Genomic DNA, 22,598 nt, shown 5'->3' with positions numbered 1-22,598 from the left:
CTGTCAGGCTTCCGGCGCCACCCACACCAGGTTCCACAGGTGGCCGTCAATGTCCTCGAAGCCCTGGTCGTACATGAAGCCATGGTCCTCCGGCGGGTGCGGCGTGCGGCCCCCGGCGGCAATGGCCTTGGCGATGAGGGTGTCGACTTCTTCCCGGCTTTCGCAGCTCAGGCAGATGACCATTTCATTGGCTTCCTTGGCCTGCGCGACGGGCTTGCCAATCAGGGACTTGAAGAAAGGTTCGGTCGTCAGCATGGCCTGGATTGTGTCGCCGACGACGTTCATGAATGCCGCGTTATCGCCGCTGAATCGTGCATTGAACGTAAAGCCGAGCGCGGAAAAGAAGGCCTTGGACTTTTCCAGGTCCTTCACTGGCAAATTGAGGATGACTTGTTTTTTCATGGCGTTTCCTTGATTGATGTGGAACGGTAATTCGGTGCTGCATCCTGACGACGGATGGCGGGGCACAGAATCGACACGCTGATGAAAAAACCTCTTTTCCTTGAATCAGGCCTCTGAACGCTCAACCACCACTTCACTGATCTGAAGCACGGGTCGAATATCCGTGTAATTCGCGATGTCGCTCCAGATCTCCTGCGCGTGCGGCGCGCGGGCTGCCTGGTAGGCTTCGACAGAGGTGCAGACGAAATCGCACTTGGCCACATAAACGGGGTCTGTGCCCGGAGCGCCGCCTGCAACGCCCTTGTCCACCGTGTAATACAGGCACGCTGCGCCGAGCCGCTGTTTCACCATTGGCATATGCTTCTCGCGGTAGTAGGCGTGATCGAATCGCGCATCTGCGGCATATGGGTACATGACACTAACTTTGATCATCGGGTTCTCTCCTGTTCAACCGCAGGCCGCGGCGCGCGTCAGCAATAGTTGGCGCTCCTGCTCATTTTGCGTAAGCTTCGCGGCGCGTTCGAATTCGAAACGTGCCTCAGGCAGGCGGTTCAGCTTGAACAGGAAGTCGCCCCGCACGCTTGGCAGCAGGTGGTACTGCTTGAGCGCCGGTTCGTCGACCAATTGGTCCACCAATTCCAGCCCCACCTCCGGCCCATAAGCCATGGCCAGCGCCACCGCGCGGTTCAATTCCACCACCGGCGAAGGCGCGCGTGTCGCCAGCGCCAGGTACAGGTCGGCGATCTGCTGCCAGTCGGTGTCTTCGGCCCGGCGCGCGCGGGCGTGGCAGGAAGCGATGGCGGCCTGCAGCACGTATGGCCCCGGCACCCGATTCAACGCTTGCGCGCGCTGCAGCGCCGCCAGCCCGCGCCGGATCAGCATCTGGTCCCAACGCGTGCGGTCCTGCTCCAGCAACAGCACCGGCTTACCCTGCGCGTCTGTGCGCGCACGCGACCGCGACGACTGGATCTCCATCAGCGCCACCAGCCCGTGCACCTCCGGTTCGCCTGGCACCAGCTCGGCCAGGATGCGCCCCAGGCGCAGCGCCTCGTTGCACAGGGCGGGGCGCATCCAGTCGGCGCCCGCGCTGGCGGAATAACCCTCGTTGTAGACCAGGTAGATCACCTGCAGTACCGCGGCCAGGCGTTCTTCCAGCTCGGCGCCACGCGGCACTTCGAACGGCACCTTGGCATCGCCCAGGGTGCGCTTGGCACGCACGATGCGCTGCGCCACCGTCGATTCGGACGCCAGGAAGGCGCGTGCAATTTCGTCGGTCGTCAGGCCGCCCAGCAGGCGCAAGGTCAGCGCCACGCGCGCTTCCATGGTCAGCACCGGGTGGCAGGAAATGAAGATCAGGCGCAGCAGGTCGTCCCCGATATTGTCATCGAGCTCGCGCTCCAGGTCCGGCGCGGCGTCCTGCAGCAAGCCTTCGATTTCGTAGGTCAGCTCGGGCTCTTTCTCGTGCACCAGCTTCTGGTGGCGAAGGTAGTCGAGCGCCCTGTTCTTCGCCGCCTGCATCAGCCAGGCGGCCGGCCGGTCGGGCGTGCCGTTTTCCGGCCAGGTCTCAAGCGCGCTGACCAGCGCATCCTGCGCCATTTCTTCCGCCAGTGCGACGTCGCGCAGCATGCGTGTCAGGACCGCGATGATCTTCGCTTCTTCGATGCGCCAGACAGCGTCGATGGCGCGGTGGATGCTGTTGTCGTTCATCCAGCTACTTTACCATCACGGCAGTGATGGCGTGATAAACTCGGCAACTTTTCCAATAATGTACCGGCCGATGAAGAAGAGCGTAGCGACAATCCGTGATGTGGCAGCCGCCGCGGGGGTATCCACGGCCACGGTTTCCAAGTTCGTCAACGGCGCGCAGCGCTTTTCGCCGGCGGTCGAAGCCCGGCTGGCCAGCGTCATTGAGGAACTGGGCTACCGCTCCAATCCGATGGCGCAGTCGATGATTACCGGGCGCACCAGGACCATCGGCCTGTCGATCCTGGATATTACGAACCCTCACTACGCCAGCGTGGTAAAAGGCGCCAACCGCGTGGCCCAGTCCCACGGCTACACCGTGCTGCTGGTCGATACCGAAGAAACCCCGGAGCGCGAGCGTCAACTGCTGGAAGCCCTGAGCCGGCGCGTGGACGGCATGATCGTCTATTCCCGCACGCCGGAGGAGGACCTGGACTGGCTGCTGGCGCTGGACCGTCCATCGGTATTTTTCGGCCGGCCGGACTACATCAAGCTGCCGTCCGTGGCCAGCGACGACCAGCTTGGCGCCTTCATGGTCACGCGCCACCTGTTGGCGCAAGGCCACAAGCGGGTAGCTTACATGGGTTACGCCAATTCGCGCCGCGACCGCGAGCGCATGGCCGGCGTGCGCGAGGCGCTGGCGGCGCAAGGACTGGATCTGAGCGTATTCGAAGCCGAAGCTCCAGCGTCGTCAGCGGGCGAGAAACTGAGCTCATCGATCATGTTGGGCAGGCAGCCGCCCGACGCGCTGGTTTGCTTCAACGACCTGCTGGCGCTGGGTTTCATGAAAGCCGCCCAGGCGCTGGGCTTCCGCGTCCCGGGAGACGTTTCCGTGGTCGGCTTCGACAATATCCAGTTCGGGAGTTTCGCTTCGCCGGCCCTCACCAGCGTGGACCTGAACAGCGAACAGATGGGCGCGGCGGCCATGGAGAAACTCCTGGCCTCCATCGAAGGCCAGGAAGTCGAGCCGCTGACGGTGGTCAACGCGCAACTCGTGCTGCGCGCCTCCACCGCCACTCGGGATTAGATCGCAACCTTGCGCAGTTCTACTTCCATATCGCCCGGGTTAGGGTAGGGGTAGGACTTGACCCAGGCGATGACATCATCGCGCGAAGCCGCATCCACCGCCCAATAACCGGCGATCAGTTCCTTCACCTCGGCAAACGGGCCGTCGGTGATGAAGGGTTTGCCGCCGCTGAACTTGACGCGCGCACCGCGTGCGGTGGACTTCAAGCCTTCGCCAGACAGTGCAACACCGGCGGCGATGCCGGCATTGTTGGCGCGGTTCATGATGTCGATCACTGCCGCCGGCGGTTCGAAATCCTGCTCCGCCACGGCATCGGAACGCAACAGGATGGCCCAGGCGGTATGCTTGGGCGCCGCGCCGGTGTCGAAGCCTACGCAGCCGCCGGGGCAACCGGCTTCGCGCACTTCGACCACGGCGCTGCCTTCCGCGTCCGCCGATGGCCAGCGCGCAGCCAGTTCGCTGGCGGCGCGGCGGTCTTCGGCCTCGATGAAGGTGAAGCCGGCCACGCTCACATCTTCGAACGGGCCTTCTTCGTACAGCCACTGGCCGTCGCGGCGGCGCATGCGCAGGCCGCCGTCGGCGCTGGAACGCAGCCATTTGGCACCCGGTACGGCCTGCACCAGTTCAGCGGATGGGAAGTTGTCCGATTCCGAGGTGGCGTCGGCCTTCCGAATTACCATGTACTGCATTGAAGTCTCCTTTAAACGGGCGCTGCGATCTTGCTGGCGATGCGCGCCTCCTGCTCACGCAGTTCGGGCGTGAATTCGGCGCCGAAATCCTCGGCCTCGAACACTTGGCGGATTTCGATATCTGAGTCGGTCTCCATCGGATTGGGGCAGCGCTTGACCCATTCGATGGCTTCAGCCAGCGACTTTACCTGAATCAGCCAGAAGCCGGCAATCAGCTCCTTGGTTTCCGAGAAGGGGCCGTCGATGACCGTGCGCTTGCTGCCCGAGAAATGCACGCGGGCGCCGCGCGAACTGGGGTGCAGGCCTTCGCCGGCCAGCAGTACGCCGGCGTTCACCAGTTCCTCGTTGAACTTGCCCATGGCTGCGAGCAGTTCGGTTTTCGGCATCTTGCCGGCTTCGGAATCAGGGGTTGCTTTGACGATGAGCATGAATCGCATGGTGTCCTCTCGATTGAATTTAAAAATCAGCCCTTGCACTCAGGCGAGTTCTTCATCATTTCCTTCATCCCTTCTTCCATCTGCGCGGGAGTCAGGTCGCGTTTGTGGGTGGCGATCGACCAGGAGTGGCCGAATGGGTCCACCAGCACGCCGTAGCGGTCGCCCCAGAACATGTCGGCAGGGGGCATCTTGGCAGTGGCGCCGGCGTCGATTGCACGCTTGTAGGCGGCGTCCACGTCTTCCACATAAATATGCAGGGTTACCGGCGTGCCCTTGTAGTGTTTCGGGCCGAAGCAGCCGGCGTCAGGGAAATCGTCGACCAGCATGATGTTCGAATCGCCGATGCTGATCTGGGCGTGCATGATCTTGCCGCCAGGGCCGGGCATGCGGGAATTTTCTATCGCGTTGAAGGCTTTTTTGTAGAAAGCAATGGCATCGGCAGCGCCTTCGCAGACCAGGTGCGGGGTAACAGTGCGCATGCCTTCTGGAATTGGTTTGACAGTCATGGTGAATCTCCATTCGTTGTTTGGGAACTGGACACCGTTTGCGGCCTCCATATTCCCACGACGAACGGCGATGCGCCAGATCGACACGATTACAAAAGATTTTTTTCAGCCAGCCATTCCGGGTTGAACAGGCGGGCCGCGTAAGTGGCGCCGCGGTCGCACAGCAGGGTGACTATCGTGTGGCCGGGCCCCATCTGTAGAGCCAGCTCAACCGCGGCGGCCACGTTGATGCCGCTCGAGCCGCCGACGTACAGGCCTTCCTCGCGCAGCAGGCGGTAGACCATGTGAACGCAAGCCTTGTCGTCGACGCGGATAGCGTCGTCGATCGGCGTGCCTTGCAGGTTGGCGGTGACGCGGCTGTTGCCGATGCCTTCCGAAATCGAACTGCCTTCGCTCTTCAATTCGCCGTGCTTGATCCAGTTGTAGAGGGCGCTGCCGCAGGGATCGGCCAGCACGATCTGGACGTCGGGCTTTTGCTCCTTCAGGTAGCGGGCGACGCCCGCCAGCGTGCCGCCGGTGCCGGTGGCGCAGGTGAAGGCGTCGATGCGGCCGCCGGTGTCGTGCCAGATTTCGGGGCCGGTCTGCTCGTAATGCGCCTGGCGGTTGGCGAGATTGTCGAATTGCTGGGCCCAGACGGCGTTGGGCAATTCTTGCGCCAGGCGGCCGGCGACTTTCTGGTAATTGTTGTCGTCGGCGTAGGGAACGGCTTTGACGGGGCGCACTTCAGCGCCAAGGGTGCGCAGGATGGCGAATTTTTCCTCGGACTGGGTTTCGGGGATGACGATCACGCATTTGTAGCCGCGTGCGGAGCACAGGTGGGCCAGGCCGATGCCGGTGTTGCCGGCGGTGCCTTCGACGACGGTGCCGCCGGGTTTCAGGCGGCCGGAGCGCTCGGCGTCGAGGATGATGGCGAGGGCGGCGCGGTCTTTGACGGAGCCGCCGGGGTTCATGAACTCGGCTTTGGCCAGGATTTCGCAGCCGGTCTCGGCCGAGAGACGGGCGAGGCGGATCAGGGGAGTGTGGCCGATGGCGTCGGCGAAGCCTTGGCGGAGCATGACTTCAATTTAGTCCAAAACCGGTAATTCGGGGTCAGACCCGTAGGGTCAGACCCCCAACGGTCTTGCGTCTTGCTGTTGGGTTCGAGGCTGTTGACTTTCGTCGAAGATCAAGTGCGCACAACCGAAACCAGCGGCAGATGAGCAGACTGGGTCTGACCCTGCGGGTCAGACCTAGGTTTACCGGTTTTAAAGCGCCCGCAAAGAAATAGTGAACTTCAACCCGCCCCCCTCACGATTGGACACCTCCAGCTCCGCCTCATGCCGCGACAGCACCCGGTCCACAATCGCCAGCCCCAGCCCGGCCCCGTTGGCCTGCCCGCGCGCCGTATCCAGCCGCGTGAATGGCTTGAGCAACTGCGCAATCTGCCCCTCCGGCACACCCACGCCGTGGTCCTGCACCTCGACAACAACGCGCTTGGCCGTATGCACTCCCCGCACCGAGCACTTGATATCAATCTCGGTCACATCCGAATCGAGCGTCTTGCCATAGCGCCGGGCATTCTCGACCAGGTTGGCAATCACCCGCTTCAGGTCAGTTGCATTGCCCAGCACATGCGCATGCTCCGGCAGCTCAGCCGTAACCTTCACATCCGGATGACGTCCAGCCTCATGCGCGCAATCGCTCAGCAGCGCCACCATGTCCACATTGATAAAGCTGGACGCCTCGGTCGGCTTGGCGTAATCGAGGAACTGGGCAATGATGGCATCCATCTGCGCAATATCCGATTGCATGCCCTCGCGCGCCTCCTGCGACAGGTTGGCCATTTCCACCTCGAGCTGCATGCGCGCCAGCGGCGTGCGCAAGTCGTGTGAAATGCCGGCCAGGATCACAGCGCGGTCGGATTCGACCTGCTGCAAGTCATCCACCATCTGGTTGAAGCTGCGGTTGGCCTGGCGTACTTCCTGCGGCCCGACTTCCGGCAGCGGGTCCGGATGGCGGCCCTGGGCAATCTCGCGCGCGGCGGCGGTCAGCCGTTTCAGCGGCAGGTTGATAAGGCTGGAAATCAGCGCTGCGCCAAGCAGCGACACCAGCGCCACCACGCCGGCCCAGCCCAGCCATTCGACCGGCCCCTGCAGGCGTTCGCGCTCCAGCATCAGCCAGTAGCGGTCATCGGCGATCTTGAAGCTGACCCAGTAGCCGGGCACACCGTTCACTTCGGAGGAAAAACGGGTATCGGCACCGAGCTTGGCGCGCACCAGGGTCTGGATGTCGGCCATCAGCCCCGAACTTGGCGGCGGCGCCACCTCGTCGTCGTCCTCCATGGTGAATACGCGGATGCCTTCGTTCGACACCAGTTCGAACAACAGTTCGCGCCGCAAGTCGGTGGCGGAGTGGGTGAGGGCGGCGCGGGTGATGGTCACCACCGACACCACCTGGGCGGCAGTCTGCTGTGCCAGCGGTTCGCGCTGGACGTAGTTGACCATGCCGAACCAGGCCGACATGGAGAGCGTGGTCAACACGCTCAGCAAGAGGAACGTGCGCCAGAACAGGCCGCTGGTCAGCGACGCCGGGCGTGGCAGGCGGAATTTCATCGACAGCCCAAAATCAGCGCGGCTGGCCCTCGGGGATGAAGACGTAGCCCAGGCCCCACACCGTCTGGATGTACAGAGGGCTGGACGGGTCCGGCTCGATCAGCTTGCGCAGGCGGGAAATCTGCACGTCCAGGCTGCGGTCGAACACTTCGTACTCGCGGCCGCGCGCCAGCTCCATCAGCTTCTCGCGCGACAGCGGTTGCCGCGCATGGCGCGCAAACACTTTCAGCACCGAGAACTCGCCGGTGGTCAGCGGCACGGTTTCGCCATTTTTCTTGAGCGTGCGCGTGCCCAGGTCCAGCACGAACTGGCCGAACTCGAAGGTTTGCGGATGCTCGGAAGGCGCGCCCGGGATTTCGTCGGGCTGCTTGCGGCGCAGCACGGCGCCGATGCGGGCCACCAGCTCGCGCGGGTTGAATGGCTTGGGCAGGTAATCGTCGGCGCCCATTTCCAGGCCCACGATGCGGTCCACGTCTTCGCCCTTGGCAGTGAGCATGATGATCGGGGTCTGGTCGCCGGCGCCGCGCAGGCGGCGGCAGATCGACAGGCCGTCTTCGCCGGGCAGCATCAGGTCCAGCACCAGCAGGTCGTAGCGCTCGCGCAGCCACAGCTTGTTCATGGCAGTAGCGTTTTCGGCGGTGACGACGTTGAAGCCCTGCTCGGTCAGGTAGCGGCGCAGCAGGTCGCGCAGGCGGACGTCATCGTCCACCACCATGATCTTGGCCTGGTGGCCTTGCGCGCCGCCTGGTGCGGCAGGAGGGTTAGTGGTGGTATTCATAAGGATGTTGATCTTGTTGAATTGTCAGATGCATGTCGCTATGGTAACGTCATATTGATGGCCGGTGCCATACCGGTGAAAACTCATTACATTTTCTTACAAACTTTACCGGGTCGCTCTTACTATGGGAAGTTGGAGCGCATACACTGCGGGCATGGATACGGCAAGTACGACGAGGACTGCGATGAAACTTGGTGCGAAAACAGGATTGGGCAAAGCGGCTTTGGCGCTGTGCGCCGGCCTGTGCTGCACCGTGATGGCCAGCGCGCAAGCGCAGTCCGACCAGCGCAACCGCCAGCAAGAACGCCGCGAAGCGCCGCGCGACTTCCGCGACAATCGCATGAACGACGCTCGCGAAGTGCGCTATCCACGCCAGTATGAGGGGCGCATGGACGATGCGCCGCGCATGGTGGACGACCGGGACAACGCAGACTCGCGCCGCATGGGGGGGCGCATGACCCCCGACGAGCGCCGTGACCTGCGCCGCCAGATCAATGAAGCGGGCCAGCAAGTGTACTCCCTGCCGCGCAGGCGGTGATTTTGTGACGTTTACGTAACGTTAAGAAAACTTTCGGCTCCGAAAACCTCCGGCATTTAATGTTTTGCGTGTAATATTGATTGCCCGCAAGACAACGCGCCCCGGCGCGCCCAACAATAGGGCACTGGAGGAGGAGCTTTGTCCCATATTGCACAACAGGAGAGCGCCGGCAGCTTGCCGGACGGCGTGGTCCAGCGGCCCGATGGGGTCTACCTGGACCTGCGTCTGCTCGCGCCTGAACTGAGCGCCGCGGTCGATGTGCTGTACCGCAGCGGTTATGTGCTGCAGGGGCTGGACTATCCGGTGCTGGCGCGCGCCCTGTACGGCGTGGGGCCGGAGCTGGCGCCCAGTCCCGAACTGCTGGTGCGCGTGGCCGATCGTCTGGCGCCATTCCCGGCCGAGCGTAAGCCGCTGTACCGCAACGTCAGGATTCGCGACGGCGAAGCGGAATACTTCTTTGAACCGATCTACCTGCCGGCCGAGGAGCTGTCGGACGGCACCCTGCTGCCGGAACGCCAGGCCCACCTCGATTTCGACGAATTCGTGGCCGACATGTGGCTGAAGAACGTGCGCTTCGGCATCCAGGTGGCAGCCGTGCGCGCCGCGCTGGCGGCGCCGAAAGGCGAACGGGTGACCGCGGCGCTCGACCTGGAACCGACGCCTGCACAGGATGCGCGCGTGGTGGAAGTGGCGTCCGAACTGCACCGCAGCGACGCACCGCGCCAGCGCGCCGACGGCACGGTCGACCTGACCAGCTTCCAGAACCGTTTCCCCCAGATCAAGCAAGGCATGCGCCTGCTGCAAAAGCTGCCCGGCGTACCGGGCGAGCCGGGCCGCAATATCGCTGGCCAGCCGCTGGCTGCGCTGGCGCCGAACGACGTGGACTTCAGCCGCTATGCCGGCGAGGGCACGGTCATCGCGCGCGAAGCCGATGGCGAATTCCTGGTGGCGGCACGCGAAGGCTTCCTGAATGTGGACCCGAAAAGCGGGCAGGTGGCGCTGAGCGACAAGATTATCAGCCGCGAGGGCGTGTCCGGCCGTACCACCGGCAACCTGGAACTGATGGGCGCATTCGAAGAATTCGGCGACGTGCAGGAACTGCGCGACGTGAACGGCAGCGACATCACCGTGCACGGCGACGTGTTCGGCAATATCAATTCCAGCGGCGGCACCATCGTCCTGGGCCGCAACCTGGTGGGCGGCCGGGCCATCAACGCCAGGGGCGATATCCGCATTGAAGGCGTGGCCTCCGGTTCCACCATCCAGACAGCCAGCGGCACGATTACTATCACCGGCCGCGCCGAAAGCTGCGTCATCAGCGCGCCCAGGGTGGTGATCGCGGAAGCGTCCAATTGCGAAATCCTTGCCGACGAAGTGACCATTGAACTGGCCATCGGCTGCGCCGTTGCCGGGCGCAGCGTGCTGGTTGAAAGCGCCGGCCCGCGCAAGAACAGCGAAATGCTGGTCTACGTCGTGGTGAAAGACGTCGCCGGCCACGACGCCGAGCTGGAAACCCTGCAAAAACAGGTCGCCGTGCATGAGGCGGAAATCGCCGCCTGGCGCGCCGAGCATGACCGCCTGAATGCCATGGCCGAGGTGCGCAGCTACCTGACGCTGGCAGAAAAGCTGCGCAAGGGCGAGATCCACCTGACGCCGGCCCAGGTGCCGAACCTTAAAAAAGTGGCGGGCGCGGTGGCGCCGCACATTAAGCAAATCGGCCAGCTGCTGCAGTCGATCAAGGTGGCCGAAGAGTCGATCGGCGGCGCGCGCGCCCGGCGCGACGAACTGGAAGCGCTGAAGCGCGATGCCGCCGCCCGTTCCTCGGTGCGCATCACCATGGTCGACGGCGAAGTGCTGGTGCGTACCTTGCCGCTGGGCGGGGCGATGGCGGCCAATTTCATGGCCGCCGCCAAGGATTACAAGGCCATGCTGCGCGGGCCCCGGCTCGATAGCCAGGCCATTTTCGCCGGCTCCAGCGGCAGCGTGAACTGGCATGGCGCTGCCCAGGCCGAGGCGAGCGTAGCGTAGTGGGCCGATAGCCGTACAATGGCGCAAGAAGACTACCCGGGAGACATGGTGCCTGCAGACGCTGCATCGGCCGCCGCGGCGGCTGGCGATCTGCCATCGTCGCTGGTCCAGCGCGCCGATGGCGTGTATTTCAAGGCCGAAGCCCCAGCGGCTTTGCTGCAGGCGGCTGCCAACCAGGTTTTCCTGTCCGGCGCCTGTTTCCGCGGGCTTGATTACGGCGTCTTCGTCCGCGCCCTGTACGGCGTCGGTCACGAACTGCCGGAAGGCATGGCCGGCCAGCCCCTGTGGCGCTTTGCCGACGATATCGTGCCATTCCCCGGCGGGCGGCGCGACCTGTACAAGTCGGTACGCATCGTCGGCGGCGAGGCTGAATATTATTTCGAACCCGTGTTCGTGGAAGCCGAAGGCGAGGCGCCGCTGCCGGCCCACCTCGATTTCGGCGAATTCGTGGCCGATATGTGGTCCAAGGGTATCCGCTTCGGCATCGATGCGCCGGTGGTGCGCGAAGCCATTGCCAGCGGCAAGGTGGCGCGCCTGATCGTGGCGCGCAAGCTGCCGCCGGTGCCGGGGCGCGATGCCGCCATCGTGGAAGTATCGGAAAGCATCCACCGCTCCAATGCTCCGCGCCTGCTGGCCAATGGCCGCTTCGACCTGCACAGCTTCCAGAACCGCTTCCCGCAAGTAAAGGCCCAGGTGCGGCTGCTGCGTCGCGAGCCGCCGCAGGTCGGCACGCGCGGTTTCGAATTGTCCGGCATCGTGCTGGACCCGCCACCGCCGCGCGACCTGGAACTGGCCGCGGTGGCCGGGGAAGGGACGGTGGTCGAGCACCACGATGGCGTCGACTACCTGGTCTCCTCGCGCGAAGGCTTCATCAACGTCGACAGCAAAAGCAAGCGCATCTCCATCGGCCCCAAGATCATCAGCCGCGAAGGGGTGTCCGCGCGCACCACGGGCAACCTGAAGCTCGATGGCGATTACGAGGAGTTCGGCGAAGTGCAGGAGCAGCGCACGGTGGAAGGGGGCAATATCACCGTGCATGCCGACGTCTTCGGCAATATCGTCTCGCGCGGCGGCACGATTGCGCTGCAAAAGAACCTGATGGGCGGCAGCGCCACCAACGCCGACGGCAATATCCGCGTATCCGGCGTCGCTTCCGGCGCGCTGCTGCAGTCCAAAAATGGCGAGGTGGTGCTGGGCAAGGCGCAGAATTGTGTGATTACCGGTTCGCGCGTGATCATCACCGAGGCTTACAACTGCGAGATCATGGCCGATGAAGTGCTGATCAAGCTGGCCGCCGGCTGCGCCATTGCCGCGCGCCGCATCGAGATCGACAGCGCCGGGCCGCGCAAGCAGGCCGAGATGCAGCTGCACGTCATGGTGCCGGACACCAGCAAGTACGACGACAAGCTGGCTGAATGCGCCGCCCGCGCGGAAAGGCAGGAGCAGCAGGCGCAGCGCTGCAAGGAGCAGATGGACGCCATCACTGCCGACCAGGAGGTGCGCAACTACCTGCAACTGGCGAGCAAGGTGCGCAAGCAGGAAGTCACGCTGAACCAGGAGCAGCTCGTGCTGTTCCAGAAGATGGCGCTGAAGGTCGGCCCCTCGCTGAAGATGGTGGCGCGCTTGCAGGTGGCGATGAAGGAAGCCCAGGCCGCCCAGCAGAAGGAGCAGGAGCTGGGCGAGCATGTGTACCGGCAGAAGCTGCTGGTCGTCGGCGGCGCGCGCTGCACGGTGCGGCAAGTGGCGGGCGACATGGTGGTGCGCAAGCTGGTATTCAATCCCGACCTGGGGCCGGCCTACCTGCTGCCGCCAAAGGAAGTCAAGCTGCGCGTGCGGGCCGCGCTGGGCACGCAGCAGCCGCTCTTCATCGGCAGCGGCGGCCAGTTCGACTGGAGCGGCAGCGCGGCTTAAATCGCCGCGTAGCAGGGCATGGCGCCCAGCGGCAGGTCGTGGAACAGGTTGTGTTCCGTATCGTTGATCTCGCGGTTGGCCTGCAGCACGCGGATCTTTGACAGGTAGTCGCCCACCGCCAGCACGCGCGCCATCGGCGTGCGCGGCTCGCCCTTGCGCATGGCCTGCTGTTCGCGTATCGCCTGGGTAATCGACGGCGGGAAATTCCATGCCTCCGATATCCCGGCCGAAATGGCGAGTGCCTCGTGGGCAAGTCGGGCGCGGAACGTGGCCGATCCCAGCTCGCCCGGCCCGGCTCCGGCGCTGTCCAGTACCGGCAAGGCAGTCAGCAAGCCGGAATTGATCACCAGCCCCGCCAGGAAAGCCTCGAACGGGTCGACGCCGAATTCCGGGGCCAGCATGCGGCAGGCCACGGCGCTTTTCTCGGACTGCTCCCAGATGCGCGGCGCCAGCAGCTTGGTGTAGTGCCCGGAATTCAAATCGATGATGGGGCGGAAGGCGACGCTGGTGATCAACTGGCGCAAGCCTTCCTGGCCAACCACGATCACGGCGTGTTCGACGCTGTTGATGGTGGTGGCTTCGCCGCTGTTCTGGATGGCGGCATTTGCCAGCCGCAGCACCGATCCCACCAGCACCAGGTCGTTGGAAATCTTGCGCGCGATATCGGCGCCGGCGAAATTCTCGCTGCGCAGGCTTTGCAGCAGTTGCGGGATCACGCCCGGCATGCGGCGCAGCATGTCAGCCGCATTGTGGCCCGATTGCGCGGCCAGGATCAATTCGTGCAGCACGCGGCCTTCGGGCGCGGTGGTATCAAGCGAATCGTCCTTGCGCAGGCCAAACAGCCAGCGCTGGAAGGTGGAGTTGACCAGGTCCTTCTGTTCGAAATCGGGGCCGCCTTCAAGGGCCGGCGAGAGCACGGGGACCGGCGCCGGTGTGGGCGCGGGCTGCGCCGGCGCGGCAGGGGCGGCCGCTGGCGGCCGGCTTTCAGGTTTGGCGAGCAGTCGCTTCAGCCATTGGAACATGGACGCTTTCCCAGCAATTGTTATGAAAGCATTGTAGCCCAGGCCGCAATCTTTGAGGATGGTCAAACTGCTTGCTGTTGCGTAACGGTACGATGGAACAGCGTATCACCGGAATCAGAGGAGCAATATGGAAGCCGACCTGCGACAGTACCTGACGTTCCGCCTGGGCGGCCTTGAATACGCGCTGGACTACCGCCGCGTGCAGGAGTTGCGTCCATTGAGTGCGCTCGAGCGTATTGCATCGGGCGGAGAAATCGTTGAAGGCGTGGCGTTGTCGCGCGGCGTCATCATGCCCATTGTGGACATGCGCGTGGCGTTCGGCCCCCGGCCGCCGGTGCACGATCCGCGCACGGACGTGATCATCCTGCAGCTTTCGACTTGTGTGATGGGAATGGTGACCGATGGCGTGACCGACCTGGTGTCGTTGCCCGCCAGCGCGGTCCACCCCCTGCCGCATGTGGGCGAGGAGGTGGATTACCTGCTGGGGATGGGACAGCTCGGCGAACGCCGGCTGATCATGCTCGATATCGACCGCCTGATGGCGGTGCGCGGGGCGGCGCGTCCGCGTCAGGCGGCCAGCGCTTCCAGCTGCTCCTGAAGCTCGAGCCACTCGCCTTCGAGCTGTTCGAGTTCCTTGCTGCATTCGACCTGGTCGGCCAGCAGGGTTTTCAGTCTGGGCTTGTTTTCAGCTTCGTAGATGGCGGGATCGGCCAGGGCGGCGTCGATCGCGGCTTTCTGTTCGCTGCGCTGGGCCATCGCGGCCTCCACCTTCTTCAGGCGGTTCTCCAGCGGCTTGCGCTGGGCCGACAGGCGCTGGCGCTGCTCGGCTTCCAGGCGTTTCTGTTCCTTGCGGTCGACCGTGGAAGCTTCGGCTGCGGCTGGCTGGCCGGCAGCCGGCGCGGCGCTGGCGGCAGCGGCAGGCTTGGCCAGCTTGGTTTGCAGCAGCCAGTCCTTGTATTCATCGAGGTCGCCGTCGAATTCGCGCAGGCGGCCGTTCTCGACGATGATGAATTGCTCGGTGGTGGCGCGCAGCAGGTGGCGGTCGTGGGAAACGACCAGCAGCGTGCCTTCGAACTGCGCCAGCGCATCGGTCAGCGCTTCGCGGGTTTCCAGGTCCAGGTGGTTGGTCGGTTCGTCCAGCAGCAGCAGGTTGGGGCGCTGCCATACGATCAGGGCCAGCGCCAGGCGCGCCTTCTCGCCGCCGGAAAACGGCGCGATCTTGCTGGTCACCATATCGCCCGGGAAGTTGAAGCTGCCCAGGAAGTTGCGCAGTTCCTGCTCGCGCACGGTCGGCGCCATCTTCTGCAAATGCCACAGGGGCGACTCGTCGTGACGCAGCATCTCCACCTGGTGCTGGGCGAAGTAGCCGATCACCAGGCCCTTGCCGGTGGTGGCGGTGCCCGTCAGCGGGTCGATGTCGCCGGCAATGGTCTTGATCAGGGTCGATTTGCCGGCGCCGTTCACGCCCAGCAGGCCAATGCGCTGGCCCTGTACCAGCGAGAACGTCACGCCGCGCACGATGGTCTTGTCGCCTTGCTCGGTGTGGTAGCCGCAGTCGACGTCTTCCATGACCAGCAGCGGGTTCGGCGCGCTGACCGGGTCGCGGAATTCGAAGCTGAATTCGGCAGCGGCGCGCAGCGGCGCCAGTTCTTCCATCTTCGCCAGCTGCTTCATGCGGCTTTGCGCCTGGCGCGCTTTGGTGGCCTTGGCCTTGAAGCGGTCGATGAACGATTGCAGGTGGGCGCGGGCGCGCTGCTGCTTCTCGATGGCGGAAGCCTGCAGCACCAGCTGCGCGGCGCGCTGGCGCTCGAAGCCGGAGTAGTTGCCCGAGTAGCGTTTCAGCTTGCGATCGTCAATGTGGACGATCACGTTCACGATCTCGTCGAGGAAATCGCGGTCGTGGGAGATGATGATCAGGGTGCCTGGGTAGCGCTTCAGCCAGTCTTCCAGCCAGATGATCGCGTCCAGGTCCAGGTGGTTGGTCGGTTCGTCCAGCAGCAGCAGGTCGGAAGGGCACATCAGCGCCTGCGCCAGGTTCAGGCGCATGCGCCAGCCGCCCGAAAAGCTCGCCACCGGCTGCTGCATCTGCTCCAGCGAAAAGCCCAGGCCAAGCAGCAGTTGCTCGGCGCGCGACTGCACGGTGTAGGCGTCGGCGTCGGCCAGTTCGGTGTGGACGTGGGCGATCTCGATGCCGTGCTCCGGCGTGTCGGGCAGGGCTTCCAGGCGCGCCAGTTCGGCCTGCAGTTGGCGCAGGTGGGCGTCGCCGTCGATGGCGTAGTCGATGGCGGTACGCGGCAGGGCAGGGGTCTCCTGCGCCACGTAGGCCATGCGCCAGCTTTTCGGGAAGTCGATGTCGCCCAGGTCCGGGTGCAGCTCGTTGCGCAGCATGGCGAACAGGCTGGATTTGCCGGCGCCATTGGCGCCGATCAGGCCGATCTTGTCGCCTGGGTTCAGGGTCAGGTCGGCGGATTCCAGCAGCGGCTTCAGGCCGCGCATCAGGCTGACGTTGGTGAAGCGGATCATTTTCTTGGTCGTTCTAGTTAAAACCGGTAAAGCGGCGGGAACTGGCCCAAGGTCCAGCTCCCGTCCCTCACTGCCAGTCACTCCGCAGTCCGCGGCCGTGGCGTACCGGTGTCTGACCCTGCGGGTCGGACACCGCCTTGCCGGTTTAGATTTTCAATTGGTCAGCAGTGATCAGGAACACCATATCATCGCCCTGGCTAGTGGTCAGCCAGGTCAGCCCCAGCTCCCCAAACGCCGCTTCCGCAAACTCTTTCTCATTGCCGATTTCCACGATCAGCAGGCCGTCGTTGGTCAAGCGCTCGGCCGCGCCGGCAACGATCTTGCGCACAAGGTCCATGCCATCGGCGCCGCCGTCCAGGGCAATCTGCGGCTCGTGCAGGTATTCCTGCGGCAGCTTGGCCATCGACGACGAGTTCACGTAAGGCGGATTTGTGATGATCAGGTCATACTTCTTGCCGGCCGGGACGTTGGCGTACAGGTCCGACTGGATCAGGTTCACGCGGTCTTCCAGCTTGTAGGTCTCGACGTTCTTGCGCGCCACTTCCAGTGCATCGGCGGAGATATCGACCGCATCGACTTCCGCATCAGGGAAGGCGTCGGCCATCATGATCGCCAGGCAGCCGGAGCCGGTGCACAATTCCAGGATGTTCGACACGTTCTCCGCATCGTTGACCCAAGGGGCGAAGTAATTCGGAATCAGTTCCGCGATATAGGAGCGTGGCACGATAGTGCGCTCGTCGACGTAGAAGTTGTAGGTGCCCAGCCAGGCTTCATTGGTGATGTAGGCGGCCGGCACGCGGTCGTTGGCGCGGCGCTCGATCACGGCCAGCACTTCGGCGATTTCCTCCGGCTGCAGGCGCGCATCCATGAACGGCTCCAGGCGGTCCAGCGGCAGCGCCAGCGTGTGCAGGGTCAGGTAGGCCGCTTCATCATAAGCCTCGGCGCTGCCGTGGCCGAAAAACAGCTTGGCCTTGTTGAAACGGGTGACTGCGTGGCGAATCAGGTCGCGCGGGGTGGTGTACAGGGTGGTATCCATAGTGTTCTTCTTAGCGCAGGAGGTTTTCCAGGGTGCGGCGGTAGATGTTCTTCAGCGGATCGATGAAGCGGATCTCGATGTGCTCGTCGATCTTGTGGATGCTGGCGTTCGGGGGGCCAAATTCTATCACCTGGGGGCAGATCTGGGCGATGAAGCGCCCGTCGGAAGTGCCGCCCGTGGTGGACAGTTCGGTGTCGACGCCCGTTTCATCCTTGATGGCGTGGCACAGCGCTTCGGACAGCGTGCCGCGCGGGGTCAGGAAGGGCAGGCCGGACAAGGTCCAGTCCAGCTGGTATTCCAGGCCGTGCTTGTCGAGGATGGCATGCACGCGCTGGCGCAGGCTCTCGTGCGTGGAAGCCGTCGAGAAGCGGAAATTGAAGTCGATGTGCAGGTCGCCCGGGATCACGTTGTTAGCGCCGGTGCCGGCCTTGATGTTCGACATTTGCCAGGAGGTCGGCAAATAGTACTCGTTGCCGTGGTCCCAGACTTCGGCCACCAGGTCGGCCAGTGCCGGTGCGGCCAGGTGGATTGGGTTCTTTGCCAGCTGCGGGTAGGCGATATGGCCTTGCACGCCCTTGATGGTCAGGCTGCCCGACAGCGAACCGCGGCGGCCGTTCTTGATCATGTCGCCCAAGGTCTTGTCGGAAGTCGGCTCGCCGACGATGCAGTAATCGATGGTCTCGTTTCGCGCCTTCAGCTCTTCCACCACTTTGACGGTGCCGTCGGTAGCCGGGCCTTCCTCGTCGGAGGTGATCAGGAAGGCGATCGAGCCTTTGTGATCCGGGTGCGCGGCCAGGAATTCTTCGCAAGCGACCACCATCGCGGCAATCGACGTCTTCATGTCGGCAGCGCCGCGGCCATACAGCTTGCCGTCGCGGTGGGTCGGGTAGAACGGTTCGGACGACCACTTTTCGACCGGGCCTGTCGGCACCACGTCGGTATGGCCGGCGAACACCAGCACCGGGCTTTCAGTGCCCTTGCGCGCCCACAGGTTGGTGACTTCGCCGGAAATGATGGTCTCGCAGTGGAAGCCGAGCGGCTCCAGCCACGATTTCAAATGGTCCTGGCAGCCCTTGTCGTCAGGCGTGACAGACTCGCGGCCCAGCAGCTTCTCGGTCAGGTCGAGGGTACGGGAGGCGCTCATGCTGCGAAGATTTCCTGGTACATGGCGTCGTTGAAGCCGACGTGGGCCTTCGCGCCGGCACCCACCAGCACCGGGCGCTTGATCACGGACGGGTTTTCCAGCATCAGGGCGACTGCGGCATCGGCGCTGGTGACGGCAGCCTTGCGCTCGTCGGGCAGGGCGCGCCAGGTGGTGCCCTTCTTATTGACCAGCACTTCCCAGTCCAGGGTTTTCAGCCAGGTGCGCACGGTGGCTTCGTCCAGGCCCTGTTTCTTGAAGTCGTGGAAGGTGAAGTCATGCTGTTGACCAGCCAGCCATACGCGGGCTTTCTTGACAGTGTCGCAGTTGGGAATGCCGTAGAGGGTAATCATTCGGAAAATAATGTTGTGCGGGGGCGGCCTTGCGGCCGAAGGACGACATTATATCGTGCAGCGAGCGTGATAAACCGTGATCGTTTTGCCAATGTTTCCTGAGAATGGCAAGAGGGCGGAGCTACCCGCCGCCACGCGCGCGCCTATTTTGACGCGGACACCTGACTGAATGCCGGCACGTACACCTCGCTGAATTCCGGCGGCAACCGCTTCGGGCGGCCACTGGACAGCTCTATGCAGACCAGGTCCCAGCGCGCGCGCAGAACCGTGGTGTTGTCGCGCTGGCGAACCAACTGAAAGCAGCGCTGCATCGATAGCGAGCTGTCGCCGGGCAGCAGCCAGGTGCCTAGCAGCAGATCCTCGCCTTCGTTGGTGGCGAAGATGTAATCGAACTCGCTGCGGCGGATCGCCATGCCGCGGTCCAACCGCTTGTAGTCCGCCAGCGTCAGGCCGAGTGCATTGGAGTGCGCCCAGCCAGCCTCTTCGCACCAGCGCACGTAGACCGCATTATTGGTGTGATCGAGGCCGTCGATGTCAGCCGCTCGCGGCGTGACCGGCAGGATGAAGGGCGCCGGCCGGTCCCATTGAGGCGTCGTCATGGCCGTGGCGGCTGCACCGGGGCCGGCTTGAGAACGACCGGGCCGTAGCCGCCCCTGGTCCTGGTCCAGCCTCGCCACGTGTCCCGGAACTCAATCTGCTCCGTGTGGTAAGCGATGCCTCCGAACTCCACCTTCAGTTCAACGCAATCTTTGCCCGCCACGCCGGACACCAGGCGCTGCTGGGGCGGGCTGTCAGGGTAAATCACGTCCGACGCATTGAAGCTTTCGCCAATATCGGCGATGCCGGCGCGGGGCTTGTCAAAGCGGCCCAGAAGGTTCAACACCTCCTGAGGCAGGTCGCTGAGCGAGGCGATGGGGTGCGCCGACACGGACGAGCAAGCCTGTGCGTGCACAGCGGGAAGGAGTGCGAGCAGCAAAACACCGGCCCGCACGATCAACGCTTCTTCAGGATGGAGCCCAGCACGCCGCGAATGATCTCGCGGCCAACTTGCGAGCCGATGCTGCGGGCGGCGGATTTCACCATCGCCTGCACTGCGGTGTCGCGCTTGCTGCTGCCGCCGAACAGGCCGCCCAGTACGTCGCTAAAGATCGAGCCGCCGCTGTCGGCAGGCGCTTCGGCTGGCGCTTGCGCGGTGCCCCGGCCCATCGGCCCGCGGCCACCCGGTGCGGGTGCAGGGGTGCCGGCGCCGGCGACGCGACCAGTCAGCTTTTCGTAGGCGGATTCGCGGTCGACGGCTTTCTCGTACACGCCGGCCACAACCGAGCTGGCGCGCGCGGCCTGGCGTTCCGCTGCGCTGATCGGGCCCAGTTGCGATGCCGGCGGCAGCACGAAGGCGCGCTGCACGATCTGCGGCGTGCCTTTTTCGTCGAGGAAGGATACGAGCGCCTCGCCCACTCCAAGCTCGGTAATCACTTGCGCCACGTCGATCGCCGGATTCGGGCGGAAGGTTTCAGCGGCCGACTTGACGGCCTTCTGGTCGCGTGGCGTGTAAGCGCGCAGTGCGTGCTGCACGCGGTTGCCCAGCTGGCCCAGCACGGTCTCCGGAATATCGAGGGGATTTTGCGTGATGAAGAAAACGCCCACGCCTTTGGAGCGAATCAGGCGCACCACCTGCTCGATCTTTTGCAGCAGGGCCTTCGGCGCTTCGGCAAACAGCAGGTGGGCTTCGTCGAAGAAGAACACCAGTTTCGGCTTATCGAGGTCGCCCACTTCCGGCAGGTTCTCGAACAGCTCGGACAGCATCCACAGCAGGAACACCGCGTAGATGCGCGGCGCGTTCATCAGCTTGTCGGCAGCGAGGATGTTCACCATGCCTTTGCCTGCCGCATCGGTCTGGATCAGGTCGTCGATGTTCAACATCGGCTCGCCGAAGAACTGCTCGCCGCCTTGCTCTTCAATCGCCAGCAGGCCGCGCTGGATGGCGCCGATGCTGGCCGCGCTGACGTTGCCGTAGCTGGTCTTGTAGTCGGCGGCATTGTCGCCCACGTGCTGCAGCATGGCGCGCAAGTCCTTGGTGTCGAGCAGCAGCATGCCGTTGTCGTCGGCGATCTTGAACACCAGCTGCAGCACGCCTTCCTGGGTATCGTTCAGGTTCAGCATGCGCGCCAGCAGGGTGGGGCCGAGGTCGGAAATGGTGGCGCGTACCGGGTGGCCCTGTTCGCCGAACACGTCCCAGAAGGTAACCGGGCAGGCGGCCCATTGCGGGGTTTCCAGCTTCAGCGCTTCCAGGCGCTTGGCCATTTTTTCGCCCAGCACGCCGGGTTTCGCCATGCCAGAGAGGTCGCCCTTGATGTCGGCCATGAAGACCGGCACGCCGATGTCGGACAACGATTGTGCCATGCGCTGCAGCGTGACCGTCTTGCCGGTGCCGGTAGCGCCGGTGATGCAACCGTGGCGGTTCACCAGGTTGGACAGCAAGTCGAGGGAAAGGGCGTCGGTTTTGGCGATCGGCAGGGCGGTGCTCATATTGGGGCGGAATTTCTTGTTGATATGAAATTCCGATCATACCTCATCGCATGCCGTTTGCAGCTTACCGCGCGCCCTGGTGATTTCATCGGCAAACTTGTTCAGCCCAAACCAGGATCGGCAAGAACCGGACCGCAGATGTGCGGCGCAGCGCTTGCCTCGGCAAGCGCTGGCACTGACAGCCCCGCGCGCCAGGTCAGGAGTTCAGGGTGAACTCGGTGAAGGAGGCATCGGTCGGAGATTTCAGTTCTTCTTCCTCGACGGCTGGCGGCGTTTCCATGCCGTGGTTCAGCAGCCACAGCAGGTTGGTGGCCGAGTCGGCGTTGGCCAAGGCTTCATCCTTGGTGATGGAGCCGTCCATGACCAGCCTGTACAGCGCTTGCTCGAACGACTGCGAGCCCGGCGACAGGGATTTTTCCAGCGCTTCCTTGATCTGGCCGATCTCGCCTTTTTCGATCAGGTCCGAGATGTAGCGGGTGTTGACCATGATCTCGACCGCTGGCGTGCGGGTGCCGCCGCCGGCCGAACGGATCAGGCGCTGCGACACGATCGCCTTGACGGTCGAGGACAGGTCCTGCAGCAGTGCAGGGCGGTTCTCGATCGGGTAGAAGGAAATGATCCGGTTCAGCGCGTTGTACGAGTTGTTGGCGTGCAGGGTCGCCAGCACCAGGTGGCCCGACTGCGCGTAAGCCATGGCCGATGCCATGGTTTCGCGGTCGCGGATCTCGCCGATCAGGATGCAGTCCGGCGCCTGGCGCATCGAGTTGCGCAGGGCGGTGTAGAAGTCCTTGGCATCGCTGCCGATCTCGCGCTGGTTGACGATCGACTTCTTGTTGCGGAACAGGTATTCGATCGGGTCTTCCAGCGTCAGGATGTGGCCCGAGCGCAGTTCATTGCGGTGGTCCAGCATGGAGGCGATGGTGGTCGACTTGCCGGAGCCGGTCGCGCCGACCAGCAGCACCAGGCCGCGTTTTTCCATGATCAGGTCGGCCAGCACCGGCGGCAGGCCCAGTTCGCCCAGCGGCGGAATGCTGGCCGGGACGAAACGGAAGACAGCGGAAATGCTGCCACGCTGGCGGAAAGCGGACAGGCGGAAGCGGCCCAGGTTGGGCACGGAGATACCCATGTTCAGCTCGTTGGTCGTATCCAGTTCTTCCAGCTGCTCGGGCGAGCAGACCTCAGCCAACAGGGCTTCCAGGTTCTCGGGTTCGAGCTTTTGCTGGTTGATCGGGATCAGAAGGCCGTTGATCTTCAGATGCACCGGCGAGCCTACGGCAAAAAACATGTCCGAGGCGTTTTTTTCCTTCATTAGCTGGAACAGGCGGTCCATAGCCATTTTTTGGGTAT

At 63.9% G+C, this 22,598-nt stretch carries 23 protein-coding genes; 5 read left to right on the top strand and 18 right to left on the bottom strand.

The genetic code is table 11. The annotated features are described in order from the left end of the window. Window positions 1-3: 3 nt before the first annotated feature. The 3 genes from ACN9MW_RS21985 to ACN9MW_RS21975 form a co-directional block, all read right to left on the bottom strand. The gene (locus ACN9MW_RS21985; RefSeq protein WP_426162668.1) at window positions 4-402 is read right to left on the bottom strand and encodes a VOC family protein; all 399 of its coding nucleotides are present in this window, start codon (window positions 400-402) and stop codon (window positions 4-6) included. Window positions 403-507: 105 nt separating this feature from the next. After that, a complete protein-coding gene (locus ACN9MW_RS21980; protein ID WP_426162667.1) occupies window positions 508-834 on the bottom strand; it encodes an EthD family reductase in 327 nt (108 codons plus the stop codon). Between the two features lie 15 nt (window positions 835-849). Further along, window positions 850-2,109 (bottom strand): RNA polymerase sigma factor, encoded by a 1,260-nt coding sequence (locus tag ACN9MW_RS21975; protein ID WP_426162666.1) that lies wholly within the window; start codon window positions 2,107-2,109, stop codon window positions 850-852. Between the two features lie 70 nt (window positions 2,110-2,179). On the opposite strand from ACN9MW_RS21975, the gene ACN9MW_RS21970 reads away from it, so the two are divergent. Then, complete coding sequence (locus tag ACN9MW_RS21970) at window positions 2,180-3,172, top strand: LacI family DNA-binding transcriptional regulator (RefSeq protein WP_426162665.1); 993 nt, start codon at window positions 2,180-2,182, stop codon at window positions 3,170-3,172. Here ACN9MW_RS21970 and ACN9MW_RS21965 read toward each other — a convergent pair. The 6 genes from ACN9MW_RS21965 to ompR form a co-directional block, all read right to left on the bottom strand. Further along, the gene (locus ACN9MW_RS21965) at window positions 3,169-3,861 is read right to left on the bottom strand and encodes a YciI family protein (protein ID WP_426162664.1); all 693 of its coding nucleotides are present in this window, start codon (window positions 3,859-3,861) and stop codon (window positions 3,169-3,171) included. The genes ACN9MW_RS21970 and ACN9MW_RS21965 overlap by 4 nt on opposite strands. Window positions 3,862-3,872: 11 nt before the next feature. Beyond that, on the bottom strand, window positions 3,873-4,298 hold the full coding sequence (locus ACN9MW_RS21960; RefSeq protein ID WP_130311298.1) for a YciI family protein: 426 nt from the start codon (window positions 4,296-4,298) through the stop codon (window positions 3,873-3,875). Between the two features lie 26 nt (window positions 4,299-4,324). Next, the gene (locus ACN9MW_RS21955) at window positions 4,325-4,804 is read right to left on the bottom strand and encodes a VOC family protein (RefSeq protein WP_426162662.1); all 480 of its coding nucleotides are present in this window, start codon (window positions 4,802-4,804) and stop codon (window positions 4,325-4,327) included. An 89-nt stretch (window positions 4,805-4,893) separates the two neighbouring features. Next, a complete protein-coding gene (locus tag ACN9MW_RS21950) occupies window positions 4,894-5,859 on the bottom strand; it encodes a cysteine synthase A (RefSeq protein WP_426162661.1) in 966 nt (321 codons plus the stop codon). A gap of 189 nt (window positions 5,860-6,048) precedes the next feature. After that, a complete protein-coding gene (locus tag ACN9MW_RS21945; RefSeq protein ID WP_426162660.1) occupies window positions 6,049-7,395 on the bottom strand; it encodes an ATP-binding protein in 1,347 nt (448 codons plus the stop codon). A 13-nt stretch (window positions 7,396-7,408) separates the two neighbouring features. After that, window positions 7,409-8,173, bottom strand: coding sequence for a two-component system response regulator OmpR (gene ompR / locus ACN9MW_RS21940; protein WP_426162659.1), 765 nt, complete (start codon window positions 8,171-8,173; stop codon window positions 7,409-7,411). Window positions 8,174-8,357: 184 nt separating this feature from the next. Here ompR and ACN9MW_RS21935 point away from each other — a divergent pair, with 184 nt between their 5' ends. The 3 genes from ACN9MW_RS21935 to ACN9MW_RS21925 all read left to right on the top strand — a co-directional run bounded on the left by ACN9MW_RS21935 (window position 8,358) and on the right by ACN9MW_RS21925 (window position 12,650). Further along, window positions 8,358-8,711, top strand: coding sequence for a hypothetical protein (locus ACN9MW_RS21935; protein ID WP_426162658.1), 354 nt, complete (start codon window positions 8,358-8,360; stop codon window positions 8,709-8,711). A gap of 138 nt (window positions 8,712-8,849) precedes the next feature. Then, window positions 8,850-10,739, top strand: a complete 1,890-nt coding sequence (locus tag ACN9MW_RS21930) for a flagellar assembly protein A (RefSeq protein ID WP_426162657.1) — start codon at window positions 8,850-8,852, stop codon at window positions 10,737-10,739. Between the two features lie 18 nt (window positions 10,740-10,757). Continuing rightward, entirely contained in the window at window positions 10,758-12,650 is a 1,893-nt protein-coding gene (locus tag ACN9MW_RS21925) for a flagellar assembly protein A (RefSeq protein ID WP_426162656.1), read from the top strand. Here ACN9MW_RS21925 and ACN9MW_RS21920 read toward each other — a convergent pair. Further along, the gene (locus ACN9MW_RS21920) at window positions 12,647-13,672 is read right to left on the bottom strand and encodes an HDOD domain-containing protein (RefSeq protein WP_426162655.1); all 1,026 of its coding nucleotides are present in this window, start codon (window positions 13,670-13,672) and stop codon (window positions 12,647-12,649) included. The genes ACN9MW_RS21925 and ACN9MW_RS21920 overlap by 4 nt on opposite strands. A 127-nt stretch (window positions 13,673-13,799) precedes the next feature. Between ACN9MW_RS21920 and ACN9MW_RS21915 the strand changes: the two genes are divergently transcribed. Continuing rightward, the gene (locus ACN9MW_RS21915) at window positions 13,800-14,270 is read left to right on the top strand and encodes a chemotaxis protein CheW (RefSeq protein WP_426162653.1); all 471 of its coding nucleotides are present in this window, start codon (window positions 13,800-13,802) and stop codon (window positions 14,268-14,270) included. Here ACN9MW_RS21915 and ACN9MW_RS21910 read toward each other — a convergent pair. From ACN9MW_RS21910 to ACN9MW_RS21875, 8 genes are all read right to left on the bottom strand, one after another. Further along, the gene (locus tag ACN9MW_RS21910; RefSeq protein WP_426162651.1) at window positions 14,240-16,195 is read right to left on the bottom strand and encodes an ATP-binding cassette domain-containing protein; all 1,956 of its coding nucleotides are present in this window, start codon (window positions 16,193-16,195) and stop codon (window positions 14,240-14,242) included. The genes ACN9MW_RS21915 and ACN9MW_RS21910 overlap by 31 nt on opposite strands. Before the next feature lie 145 nt (window positions 16,196-16,340). Beyond that, window positions 16,341-17,231 (bottom strand): 50S ribosomal protein L3 N(5)-glutamine methyltransferase, encoded by an 891-nt coding sequence (gene prmB / locus ACN9MW_RS21905; protein WP_426162650.1) that lies wholly within the window; start codon window positions 17,229-17,231, stop codon window positions 16,341-16,343. 10 nt (window positions 17,232-17,241) lie between these two features. Further along, complete coding sequence (gene dapE, locus ACN9MW_RS21900; protein ID WP_426162649.1) at window positions 17,242-18,375, bottom strand: succinyl-diaminopimelate desuccinylase; 1,134 nt, start codon at window positions 18,373-18,375, stop codon at window positions 17,242-17,244. Next, window positions 18,372-18,725, bottom strand: coding sequence for an ArsC family reductase (locus ACN9MW_RS21895; protein ID WP_426162648.1), 354 nt, complete (start codon window positions 18,723-18,725; stop codon window positions 18,372-18,374). The genes dapE and ACN9MW_RS21895 overlap by 4 nt, the downstream gene beginning before the upstream one ends. A gap of 143 nt (window positions 18,726-18,868) precedes the next feature. Beyond that, complete coding sequence (locus ACN9MW_RS21890; RefSeq protein WP_426162647.1) at window positions 18,869-19,324, bottom strand: acyl-CoA thioesterase; 456 nt, start codon at window positions 19,322-19,324, stop codon at window positions 18,869-18,871. Continuing rightward, window positions 19,321-19,605 carry a hypothetical protein gene (locus tag ACN9MW_RS21885; RefSeq protein ID WP_426162646.1) on the bottom strand — a complete coding sequence of 95 codons (285 nt, stop codon included), beginning with the start codon at window positions 19,603-19,605 and terminating at the stop codon, window positions 19,321-19,323. Before ACN9MW_RS21885 ends, ACN9MW_RS21890 begins: the two co-directional genes overlap by 4 nt. Before the next feature lie 113 nt (window positions 19,606-19,718). Continuing rightward, window positions 19,719-21,251 carry a helicase HerA-like C-terminal domain-containing protein gene (locus ACN9MW_RS21880; protein ID WP_426162644.1) on the bottom strand — a complete coding sequence of 511 codons (1,533 nt, stop codon included), beginning with the start codon at window positions 21,249-21,251 and terminating at the stop codon, window positions 19,719-19,721. Window positions 21,252-21,447: 196 nt separating this feature from the next. After that, window positions 21,448-22,587: a PilT/PilU family type 4a pilus ATPase gene (locus ACN9MW_RS21875; protein WP_426162642.1), complete on the bottom strand. Its 1,140-nt coding sequence runs from the start codon at window positions 22,585-22,587 to the stop codon at window positions 21,448-21,450. Window positions 22,588-22,598 lie beyond the last annotated feature (11 nt).

It is taken from the genome of Pseudoduganella sp. R-34 (assembly GCF_049904655.1).
GTDB lineage: Bacteria > Pseudomonadota > Gammaproteobacteria > Burkholderiales > Burkholderiaceae_D > Rugamonas.
This window is presented reverse-complemented; position numbering and strand designations above follow the sequence as displayed.

Bases quoted from the DNA above. Each gene is read 5' to 3' on its own strand.
- ACN9MW_RS21985 (WP_426162668.1), bottom strand. From the start codon at position 402: ATGAAAAAACAAGTCATCCTCAATTTGCCAGTGAAGGACCTGGAAAAG.
- ACN9MW_RS21980 (WP_426162667.1), bottom strand. From the start codon at position 834: ATGATCAAAGTTAGTGTCATGTACCCATATGCCGCAGATGCGCGATTC.
- ACN9MW_RS21975 (WP_426162666.1), bottom strand. From the start codon at position 2,109: ATGAACGACAACAGCATCCACCGCGCCATCGACGCTGTCTGGCGCATC.
- ACN9MW_RS21970 (WP_426162665.1), top strand. From the start codon at position 2,180: ATGAAGAAGAGCGTAGCGACAATCCGTGATGTGGCAGCCGCCGCGGGG.
- ACN9MW_RS21965 (WP_426162664.1), bottom strand. From the start codon at position 3,861: ATGCAGTACATGGTAATTCGGAAGGCCGACGCCACCTCGGAATCGGAC.
- ACN9MW_RS21960 (WP_130311298.1), bottom strand. From the start codon at position 4,298: ATGCGATTCATGCTCATCGTCAAAGCAACCCCTGATTCCGAAGCCGGC.
- ACN9MW_RS21955 (WP_426162662.1), bottom strand. From the start codon at position 4,804: ATGACTGTCAAACCAATTCCAGAAGGCATGCGCACTGTTACCCCGCAC.
- ACN9MW_RS21950 (WP_426162661.1), bottom strand. From the start codon at position 5,859: ATGCTCCGCCAAGGCTTCGCCGACGCCATCGGCCACACTCCCCTGATC.
- ACN9MW_RS21945 (WP_426162660.1), bottom strand. From the start codon at position 7,395: ATGAAATTCCGCCTGCCACGCCCGGCGTCGCTGACCAGCGGCCTGTTC.
- ompR (WP_426162659.1), bottom strand. From the start codon at position 8,173: ATGAATACCACCACTAACCCTCCTGCCGCACCAGGCGGCGCGCAAGGC.
- ACN9MW_RS21935 (WP_426162658.1), top strand. From the start codon at position 8,358: ATGAAACTTGGTGCGAAAACAGGATTGGGCAAAGCGGCTTTGGCGCTG.
- ACN9MW_RS21925 (WP_426162656.1), top strand. From the start codon at position 10,758: ATGGCGCAAGAAGACTACCCGGGAGACATGGTGCCTGCAGACGCTGCA.
- ACN9MW_RS21920 (WP_426162655.1), bottom strand. From the start codon at position 13,672: ATGTTCCAATGGCTGAAGCGACTGCTCGCCAAACCTGAAAGCCGGCCG.
- ACN9MW_RS21915 (WP_426162653.1), top strand. From the start codon at position 13,800: ATGGAAGCCGACCTGCGACAGTACCTGACGTTCCGCCTGGGCGGCCTT.
- ACN9MW_RS21910 (WP_426162651.1), bottom strand. From the start codon at position 16,195: ATGATCCGCTTCACCAACGTCAGCCTGATGCGCGGCCTGAAGCCGCTG.
- prmB (WP_426162650.1), bottom strand. From the start codon at position 17,231: ATGGATACCACCCTGTACACCACCCCGCGCGACCTGATTCGCCACGCA.
- dapE (WP_426162649.1), bottom strand. From the start codon at position 18,375: ATGAGCGCCTCCCGTACCCTCGACCTGACCGAGAAGCTGCTGGGCCGC.
- ACN9MW_RS21895 (WP_426162648.1), bottom strand. From the start codon at position 18,725: ATGATTACCCTCTACGGCATTCCCAACTGCGACACTGTCAAGAAAGCC.
- ACN9MW_RS21890 (WP_426162647.1), bottom strand. From the start codon at position 19,324: ATGACGACGCCTCAATGGGACCGGCCGGCGCCCTTCATCCTGCCGGTC.
- ACN9MW_RS21880 (WP_426162644.1), bottom strand. From the start codon at position 21,251: ATGAGCACCGCCCTGCCGATCGCCAAAACCGACGCCCTTTCCCTCGAC.
- ACN9MW_RS21875 (WP_426162642.1), bottom strand. From the start codon at position 22,587: ATGGCTATGGACCGCCTGTTCCAGCTAATGAAGGAAAAAAACGCCTCG.